Origin of the sequence: Algoriphagus antarcticus, from assembly GCF_002150685.1 — a bacterium.
GTDB lineage: Bacteria > Bacteroidota > Bacteroidia > Cytophagales > Cyclobacteriaceae > Algoriphagus > Algoriphagus antarcticus.
In genome coordinates this window covers 37,272-46,319 of the sequence record NZ_MSSW01000061.1, presented here as the reverse complement: position 1 = coordinate 46,319, position 9,048 = coordinate 37,272, and the positions used below count along the sequence as shown (strand labels likewise).

Here is a 9,048-nt window from a genome sequence, read left to right as displayed (position 1 = left end):
TTTTTTTCCAAAATCTTGACTTGGCTAATTCTTTCATCCCTAGTTGGATGAATGTTTTTTTGAAAGTCTATCAACCACATAGGGTACAGAGGTTTTCGCAGAGAGCGCACTTGTCCTTTTTTTCCAAAATCTTGCCTTGGCTTATTCTTTCGTCCCTAGTTGGATGAATGTTTTTTTGAAAGTCTATCAACCACATAGGGCACAGAGGTTTTCGCAGAGAGCGCAATTTAACTATCTAGTTTTCTAAAGTATAAGGGCTGAAAGCCCTGGATACCCGAGCCCAGCTCGATAGGGCTGGGTAAAAAAATGCACTCTTAATATCTAAAAAGCTCTGAAAGAGCGAAATCTAACATCACCGGACCCTTTGCCAGTATTTTGAGTATTTTAAAAAAGTAAAATGTCCACTACCATTTGTGAAATCCTCATTTAGATTTATCAATGGCTCTTTCTACATCTAGTATGATATCTTCAAAGTGTTCTAAGCCTACAGACAATCTCACTAATCCATCTGAAATTCCTACTTGAGCTCTTTCATCAGACGAAAGTTTGCTATGGGTGGTAGAAGCAGGATGAGTGATGATACTGCGGCTATCACCAAGATTAGCTGTGATAGATAGCATCTGAAGTTGATCTATAAATCGCTGAGCTCGTTGTCCTCCGCCTTTCAGATCTAAGGTGATTACCCCACCGCCCTGACTCATTTGCTTTTTGGCAATTTCGTACTGAGGATGAGACTTTAGAAATGGGTATTTAACTGCAAGCAATTCTGAATTTCCTTCGAAATACTCCGCTACTTTAGATGCATTGCTGCAGTGTCTGTCCATTCTCACTCCAAGTGTTTCCATGCTTTTTGCAAGAATCCACGCATTGAATGGAGATATGGCAGGGCCTGTGTGTCTGGCGAAAAAATGGATTTCTTTCATTAGGTCAGCTTGCCCCAAGATCAAACCACCCAGAACTCTTCCTTGTCCGTCGATATATTTGGTGGCACTATGAGTTACAATATGAGCGCCCCATTTTGCAGGTTGCTGAAGATATGGTGATGCAAAGCAATTATCCACCACTAAAATTAAATTATGAGCATTCGCAAATTTCCCCGCCCATTCTAGATCGATTATTTCCAAACCGGGATTGGATGGAGTTTCGATGAAAAGCATTCTGGTGTTGGGTTGGACTAGTTTTTCCCAGTTCAAATAATCAGCAATATCCCCATAGGTAGATGTAATACCCCATTTAGGAAACACTCTGGTTAAAAGCTGGTGAGTAGACCCGAAAAGTGAACGAGCTGCAAGCACATGATCTCCTTGCTGAAGTAGCGCCGCAATACTTCCAAACATTGCAGCCATCCCTGAAGCTGTCGCAAATCCATCGTCCGTTCCCTCAGCAGCACAGACTTTTTCTATCAAGTCACTGGAATTAGGGTTGGCATATCGGGAATAAATATTTCCTTCTATCTCGTCAGCAAAAGTAGCTCTGGCTTCTTCTGCTGAATCGAACGTAAAACTGGATGTAAGGTAGATTGGAGCTGAATGCTCTCTTTGATTGGATTTGGAAGGGGCGATCCGTACAGAATTCGTTTCGAAGTGCTTACTCATTTATTGATCAGTTTAGAGTTTGACAATACTAATCAAGCAGATTTGAGAAAATCAAACCCGGAGACGGTAAATGAACTATATGGGATTATCTGTGAAGTAAGCCAATCTATAGTTCCCGCGTAGGGTAGGAATTGGCACCGTTCTCCGTTTCGGGATGGTTGCCAGAGGGTTATAGAGCCTAATCTCTCGCCTCTTCTTTATAAATCAGTTGCCTGAAGTGATGCAAAGAAAGAACGGGATTCGGGGATTTCCAAATCTTATTTGCTCAATCGTTAAATTCATTCATGGTGCGATCTATTCCAATTGAACAAAAACTGAGGCTCATCTCTATTGCTTTGTCCATTATAATGGGTAATTCAGCAAATTCCTGCTGAGTAAATTTCCCTAAAACAAAATCAATTTGTCTTCCTTTAGGAAAATCATCTCCTATTCCCATTCTGAGTCTTGGATAGTTTTGGCCGCCTGTGAGTTCTTCAATGTTTTTCAGACCGTTGTGACCAGCTGCGCTTCCTTTAGGCTTCATGCGTATTTTCCCAAAAGGGATGGCTACATCATCTACGATCACGAGGGTGTTTTCTTTGGTCAACTGAAGTTCTTTCATCCAGTAGTTCATCGCCTTGCCGCTTAGATTCATGTAAGTGGTAGGTTTGATCAAGTGGATTGTTCTGCCTTTATGTTTGAATTCTGTAGTGAAGGCAAGTCTATCGCTCTTCCATGAACAGCCTTTTGCATCAGCAAGTCTGTCCACGGTCAAAAATCCGATATTGTGTCTGGTGAGTTCGTACTCGGGGCCAATGTTCCCGAGGCCTATGATTAGGTATTTCATCTTATGTAGCTATACGGCATGAAAATAAAAAATCCTGCCCGGTTATGGGCAGGATTTAGAATGAATAAGAGACCGAATCTATTCCTCGTCTCCGCCTTTCTTGCCTCTAAGTGCTCTTGGAATACCAATAGTCAAGATAGAAACAGATGGACTTGTCAAGATTTCGAATCCTTCTACTTTCAAATCTTCAACTTTGAATGATTTGCCAAGGTCAATGTTAGAAATATCAACCGGGATAACGTCAGGGAAGTCTTTTGCAAGACCTTTTACTTTCAATACTCTAGTTTTCAATTCTAGCTTACCACCTTTTGCAAGGCCTGGTGAGCTACCAACAACTTTCACGGGAATTTCAAATTTGATAGCCTTGTCTTCAGCAAAAGCTACAAAGTCAGCATGCAAAAGCATTTCACTAACCGGATGGAATTGTGCGTCTTTCAATACTGCTTTGATGATCGTTCCTTCGATGTTCAAATCAACCATGTGAACTTCAGGAGTATAAATCAATTCTCTGAAAAGGATGATTGGAGAGTAGAAGTGAATCTGCTCTTTGATACCAGGTCCGTAAACCACACAGGGAACATTACCTGATTCTCTCAATTCAGAAAGACTGGCACTGTCGAGATTTGCTCTTTTAAACCCTATAATCTCTAAATTTTTCATATTGTATTTGTATTAAATTGGTTCTTAAATAAATAAAGAACTGATAGACGTGTTTCCTGTAACGGCGTGGATAGCCTTTGCGAACAGGTCAGCGACTGTCAATACCTTGATTTTTGATGATTGCTGCTTTGGTGTGATGGTATCTGTGATTACCAGCTCTTCCAAAGCTGAGTTTTCGATGTTTTCGTAGGCTTTGCCAGAAAGTACGCCATGTGTTGCAACGGCCCTTACTGAATTTGCTCCTTTCTCCATGACCATTTCTGCTGCTTTGCAAAGCGTGCCTGCAGTATCTACCAAATCATCTACGAGAATTACATCCTTTCCTTCTACATCACCGATTACTTGCATAGAAGCAATCTCGTTGGCTCTTTTTCTGTACTTATCACAGACGACCATTTCTACCTCAAAATGCTTGGCATAAGACCTAGCTCTAGCCACTCCTCCCACATCTGGTGCTGCGAAAATCATATCTGGAAGCCTAAGCGAATTCAAATAGGGCACAAAAATAGCTGATCCATTCAAATGATCCAAAGGTATATCGAAAAAACCTTGAATTTGTCCGGCATGAAGGTCACATGTCATGATTCGATCTGCCCCTGCCGAAGTGATCATGTTGGCAATAGCTTTAGCTGCAATAGATACCCTTGGCCTGTCTTTCCGGTCTTGCCTGGCATATCCGAAATATGGAATCACTGCACACACTTTATATGCACTTGCTCTTTTGGCGGCATCTATCATCAGACAGAGCTCCAAAAGGTTGTCGCTTGGCGGGGTCGTGCTTTGAACCAAAAAGACGGTACATCCTCTAATTGATTCATTGAAGCTAGGAGATAATTCGCCGTCGCTAAATTTGGAAAGTGTAAGATCGCCTAGCTTTTTGCCATAGTTTTTAGCGATTCTCTCTGCAAGTGATTGGCTGTTGGTGCCTGAAAAGATTTTAACCTCGGACATGGTCAGGGATTTTTTTCGGGAAAGATGTGGAAAGGATTTAAGATCAAAAGTAATAATTTTTGATCGGATGGCTAGGGTGTTGCGAGTTGATTCAGAAGATAACTTTGTTTTCTAAAACTATTTTAGCAAATGCTGAAAATCCCGTGACTTATTCTTAAACCGGTGGCCGATCCTAGCCGAGGCCATTTGGTTTATTACTGGCTACTGGCACAAAAGCGGATAATCAGAAAAGATAATTATTGAATTAAGCAATATGTACTAGTTGATAGTTAGTCTGCACTTCAACTAGTCATGAATTAAAAGCTTGGGTGTTTTTTGTGTAAATTGTTTGATCTCAGATTGATTAGCTCATTGACTCTATTTTCCAGTCCTGTAAAATTTCAGGAAAAGAGGCTATCAATCAACGGTAGCCTCTTTTTTCGTGCTATTTTAGACAACGAATAAACCGACCCATATGCTTATGAGATTAAAAACTACTCTAATTGTTCTGTTAATATGCTTTTCGTTAGGAGTATTTGCACAAAACGTTCCGACGCCGAAAGCTCACTTTGGCTTTGAAATAGGAGATGATTACAAGCTTGCCAATTTCTCGCAAACAGAAGCTTACTTTAAGAAAGTAGCTCAAGCGAGTGACCGCGTGAGAATGGTGGAAATAGGTAAAACCGAATACGGCAGATCACAACCGATGTTGATCGTGACTGCACCTGCCAATTTTGAGAAGCTAGATCAGTACAAAGAAATATCTCGTAAGCTTGCCCATGCAGAAATCACCAGAGAAGAAGCAGAGAAGCTTTCTGTAGAAGGTAAGCCTGTCGTATGGATTGATGGAGGTTTACATGCAAATGAAGTAGTAGGGCCGCATCAGTTGATCGAGACTTTTTATCAATTAGCTTCAAGAGATGATGCAGAGACGCTGAAAATTCTGGATGATGTGATCATTTTGCTTGTTCATGCGAATCCTGATGGGATGGAAATCATGTCCGATTGGTACATGAGAAAAGATGATCAAGAAGCTCGGGATCAGAATATCCCTATTCTCTATCAGAAATATGTGGGGCATGATAACAATCGTGATTTCTACATGAATAACATGAGCGAAGCGTCGAATATGTCACTTCAGCAGTACGTGGAGTGGATACCTCAGATTATTTACAATCACCACCAAACAGGCCCAGCTGGAACGGTAGTGGCGGGACCTCCTTACCGTGATCCTTTTAATCATGTGTTTGATCCGCTAGTTATCACGAGCCTCGATGCTGTAGGCGCAGCAATGATCAATAGAATGCATCAAGAAGATAGACCTGGCTACACAAGATTAGACGGTTCTGTGTTTTCTACTTGGTGGAATGGTGGACTGAGAACAACCCCTTACTATCATAATATCATAGGGATTCTCACCGAAATAATAGGGAATCCTACTCCTTCAAAGGTGCCTTTGGTGCCAGATCGTTTAATCCCAAATAATGGGACTCCTTATCCAGTGACGCCTCAGGACTGGCATTTCAGACAGTCTATTGACTATTCTGTTTCCTTGAATTACGCAATCCTGAATCATGCTGTACGACATGGAGATGAACTGCTATTGAATATATACTTGATGGGGAGAAAGTCCATTGAAAAGGGCAGCCAGGACAACTGGACCATGTACCCGAAATATGCGCAGGCGGTCGAGGATGCATTTGCCAAGTCCAAAAAGACAAAAGAAGATGAGGATAAAGAAGATATAAACTATGGAAATAGATCTGGTTTGCCATCTCAATTTTATGATTCCGTTTATATGGATCCTGTAAATAGAGATCCTAGAGGTTATATCCTCTCTTCTGATCAACCTGATTTTCCTACGGCAGTGAAATTTATGAATGCTTTGATTAAGTCAGGGATTTTGGTGGAAAAAGCTACCGAAGACTTTACTGTAAATGGAAAAACTTATCCAGCTAATTCATTCATCGTGAAAACAGCTCAGGCATTCCGTCCGCATGTGATAGATATGTTTGAGCCACAAGATCATCCGAATGATTTTCTTTACCCAGGCGGGCCTCCCATCCGTCCATATGATGCGGCAGGCTGGACGTTGGCTTTGCAAATGGGAGTAGAGGTAGATAAGTTATATGTAGGCTTTGAAGGTCCATTTGAGCGAATTCCTTATGGTGAGATCCAATCGCCCCCGGCAAAAATGCTAGCAAACGGTTCCGGCTATTTACTTGATGTACGAAACAACAACAGTTTCATGGCAGTGAACGATTTGCTAAAAGCAAAAGTGAAGGTTTATAGAACCACTGCAATGATAGATGGATTACCTGCTGGTTCCTTTTATGTAATTGGAGGTAAAAAACAACTGGATGTAGCAGCGAAGGAATATGGAGTTTATCCAGTTCCTGCGACTATGCCTAAAGGCGCTATTCAAATTCAGCCAGCTCGAATTGCTTTATATGATTATTATGGCGGCTCTATGCCATCTGGTTGGGTTCGTTGGATGCTGGAGCAATTTCATTTTGAATATCAATTGGTATTTCCTCAGGAAATTGATGCAGGAGATTTGAAAGAAAAGTATGATGTGATGCTGTTTATAAGTTCTGGGATTCCAAGTGTAGGCTCCCGTGGTTATTCCAGATCCCAGCCGAAGCCTGAAGAAATCGAGGAGAAGTATCATCATATGCTAGGCAGTTTCTCTGCAGACACGTCTGTCTCTCAAATAAAGACATTCATCGAGGCGGGAGGAGAAGTCATTACTGTAGGATCAGCTACCGATCTAGCATTTCATCTTGGTCTGCCTGTGGAAGATGCATTGGTTGAGATAGGAGCAAATGGAAAAGCCAAGTCATTAAGTGGCGAGAAATACTACGTGCCAGGCTCCGTGCTTGAGATGCATGTAGATAATTCTGTTCCTATTAATTATGGCATGGGAGAGGAAGCTTACATCATGTTCAATAGAAGCCCAGTATTTAAGCTTTCACCAAGCGCCGGAAATATGGGAGTAAAGCCAATTGCATGGTTTGGAGAAGAAGAGCCTTTGAGAAGTGGCTGGGCTTGGGGACAATCTTACCTGAAAAATGGTGTAACGGCCTTTGAAGCTCAAATCGGGAAAGGTAAATTCTATGCTTTTGGTCCAGAGATCACTTTCAGAGCTCAATCTCACGGCACATTTAAGATGCTGTTCAACGGATTGTATAAATAAGCACACTAGTTTCTAATTATTGAAAACCGCCTTGAGAGAGGCGGTTTTTTTTATGATTATTTTAAACCGTGGTGGACGCAAAGTTTTTCACAGAGAGGTATAGTTGATTGTTAGAAAAACCTTACTACTGCCGTTCTTGTGACATGTGCGTCGGCCAGAGTTGTCTTTCTCACCCAGAAGTTGGGTTTGGATTGTTTCCTGATTTCTGAAGGCTTAATTCATAAATCTTTTTTACCTTAAACGTATGCATACCAATCACCCTTTTTCATTGATCCATGGATGACGACGATTCAGCTTTTATCCCAGGAATACATAATTGGTGTGATCGCTGGTGCGAGCGTTGTGCTTTCACTGCGAGATGTAGAGTCTTTGAGCGAGAGCAAATAAGAGACTTAAAATCCCCAGAAGACTTTTGGAATGCCTTGTCTGAGAATTTCAAAGAGACTCTGGAGATGCTTCATGCCATGGCTGAGGAGCATGGGATTGATATTGATCACATTATAGAGGATAGTAAAAACGACACTTCTTTGGAAGAGGAAGATAAAATGCTGGATGAGCATCCACTGAGTATGATTACTGACCAGTATTTATTTGAGGGAAAGGATTGGCTGGAGTCGTCAAAGATCAACGGCTATTTGGAAGAATTAGCGCGTCAAGTAAATCTTGGATTGATGCAGGTTTCTGAAGCTCAAGCTCAAAAGGCAAAGATTGATGAGGCTCTTGAAGTGATTAAATGGTATTTGTTTTTTATCCATGTGAAGTCAAAAAGAGTGCTTAACGATCTTTCAGGTGACTTTTGGGAAGAGTATCCTGAAGAAGAGAAAAGTTATAACGGCTCGGCGAAGATCGCTATGATCTCAATGGAGAGAAGTATGCAAGCATGGAAAATGTTGCTTGATGTAATGGAAGATGAGCAAGATTCAATTTTGAGCTTGCTGGTTCTTTTGGAGAAATCGAGGAAACTGCTAACCGCTCTAGTTCCGAAATATGATCAATTTATTCGGCCTGGATTTGATGAATGATTCAGTAAATAAGTTGAGCATAGGAACTATTGGTCAGAAATCCGTTTGATAGTAAGGTTAACAAAATTGATTTTATGGACTCCTATTTACATTATGCCCATGCGGAACTGGCGCTTTGGCAGTATAGAATGAAAAAAAAGCCAAGTCTGGGCGGGAGGCTTACGCATGGTGTTCAGAATAAAATCAATAGCTGGATTCCTGATAAGGTACACAAAGCCATTACTGCCGCAATAGAAAATATTGTCAAAGTAGTGATTACAGGTTCCAGCTGGATTGTGCCAAAGCCACATGAAAGCCTTTCATTCAAGCAGCGTGAGTTCAAAGTGCGAAGCAGAATTAAGTGGTATCGAAATACGGCTTCTGTGGAAGGTGCACTCACTGGCGCAGGAGGGATTTTGTTAGGTTTTGCCGATTTTCCTGCTTTTCTAACTATCAAAATGAAAATGCTTTTTGATATCGCAGCACTATATGGTTTTGATACCAAGGATTACCACGAGCGTCTGTTTTTGCTGTATGTTTTCCAACTTAGTTTTTCCAGTCAGCAAAGAAGGAATGATCTGATAGGACTTGTGGAAAATTGGGAGGAATATAGGGGCACTTTGCCCAGTGACCTCAAGGAGTTTGATTGGAAGACTTTTCAATTGGATTACAGAGATTACATCGATCTTGCGAAACTGGCGCAGTTGATCCCAATTGTTGGGGCAGGAGTAGGGGCGATTGCAAATTATCGCTTGACAGAGCATTTGGGGAAATATGCGATGAACGCTTATAGATTACGTGTGTTAGGGTGACTTTATACTGATTACTAGCAAAAACTTT

At 41.3% G+C, this 9,048-nt stretch carries 7 protein-coding genes and 1 riboswitch; of the genes, 3 read left to right on the top strand and 4 right to left on the bottom strand.

Annotated features, from left to right (window positions below; genetic code table 11):
• Positions 1 to 422: 422 nt before the first annotated feature.
• From BVH04_RS19115 to BVH04_RS19100, 4 genes are all read right to left on the bottom strand, one after another.
• Positions 423 to 1,595 (bottom strand): trans-sulfuration enzyme family protein, encoded by a 1,173-nt coding sequence (locus BVH04_RS19115; RefSeq protein ID WP_086543078.1) that lies wholly within the window; start codon positions 1,593 to 1,595, stop codon positions 423 to 425.
• Positions 1,596 to 1,698: 103 nt separating this feature from the next.
• A riboswitch (SAM riboswitch) is annotated at positions 1,699 to 1,801 on the bottom strand.
• Positions 1,802 to 1,860: 59 nt separating this feature from the next.
• Positions 1,861 to 2,421, bottom strand: coding sequence for an aminoacyl-tRNA hydrolase (gene pth, locus BVH04_RS19110; protein WP_086543077.1), 561 nt, complete (start codon positions 2,419 to 2,421; stop codon positions 1,861 to 1,863).
• Positions 2,422 to 2,499: 78 nt separating this feature from the next.
• Entirely contained in the window at positions 2,500 to 3,081 is a 582-nt protein-coding gene (locus BVH04_RS19105; protein ID WP_086543076.1) for a 50S ribosomal protein L25, read from the bottom strand.
• Positions 3,082 to 3,105: 24 nt separating this feature from the next.
• Entirely contained in the window at positions 3,106 to 4,032 is a 927-nt protein-coding gene (locus tag BVH04_RS19100; RefSeq protein ID WP_086543075.1) for a ribose-phosphate pyrophosphokinase, read from the bottom strand.
• A gap of 460 nt (positions 4,033 to 4,492) precedes the next feature.
• Between BVH04_RS19100 and BVH04_RS19095 the strand changes: the two genes are divergently transcribed.
• The 3 genes from BVH04_RS19095 to BVH04_RS19085 all read left to right on the top strand — a co-directional run bounded on the left by BVH04_RS19095 (position 4,493) and on the right by BVH04_RS19085 (position 9,020).
• Positions 4,493 to 7,207 (top strand): M14 family metallopeptidase, encoded by a 2,715-nt coding sequence (locus tag BVH04_RS19095; RefSeq protein ID WP_240510983.1) that lies wholly within the window; start codon positions 4,493 to 4,495, stop codon positions 7,205 to 7,207.
• A 275-nt stretch (positions 7,208 to 7,482) separates the two neighbouring features.
• Positions 7,483 to 8,229, top strand: coding sequence for a hypothetical protein (locus BVH04_RS19090; RefSeq protein WP_086543073.1), 747 nt, complete (start codon positions 7,483 to 7,485; stop codon positions 8,227 to 8,229).
• 74 nt (positions 8,230 to 8,303) lie between these two features.
• Positions 8,304 to 9,020, top strand: a complete 717-nt coding sequence (locus tag BVH04_RS19085; protein WP_086543072.1) for an EcsC family protein — start codon at positions 8,304 to 8,306, stop codon at positions 9,018 to 9,020.
• The last annotated feature ends 28 nt before the right edge of the window (positions 9,021 to 9,048 follow it).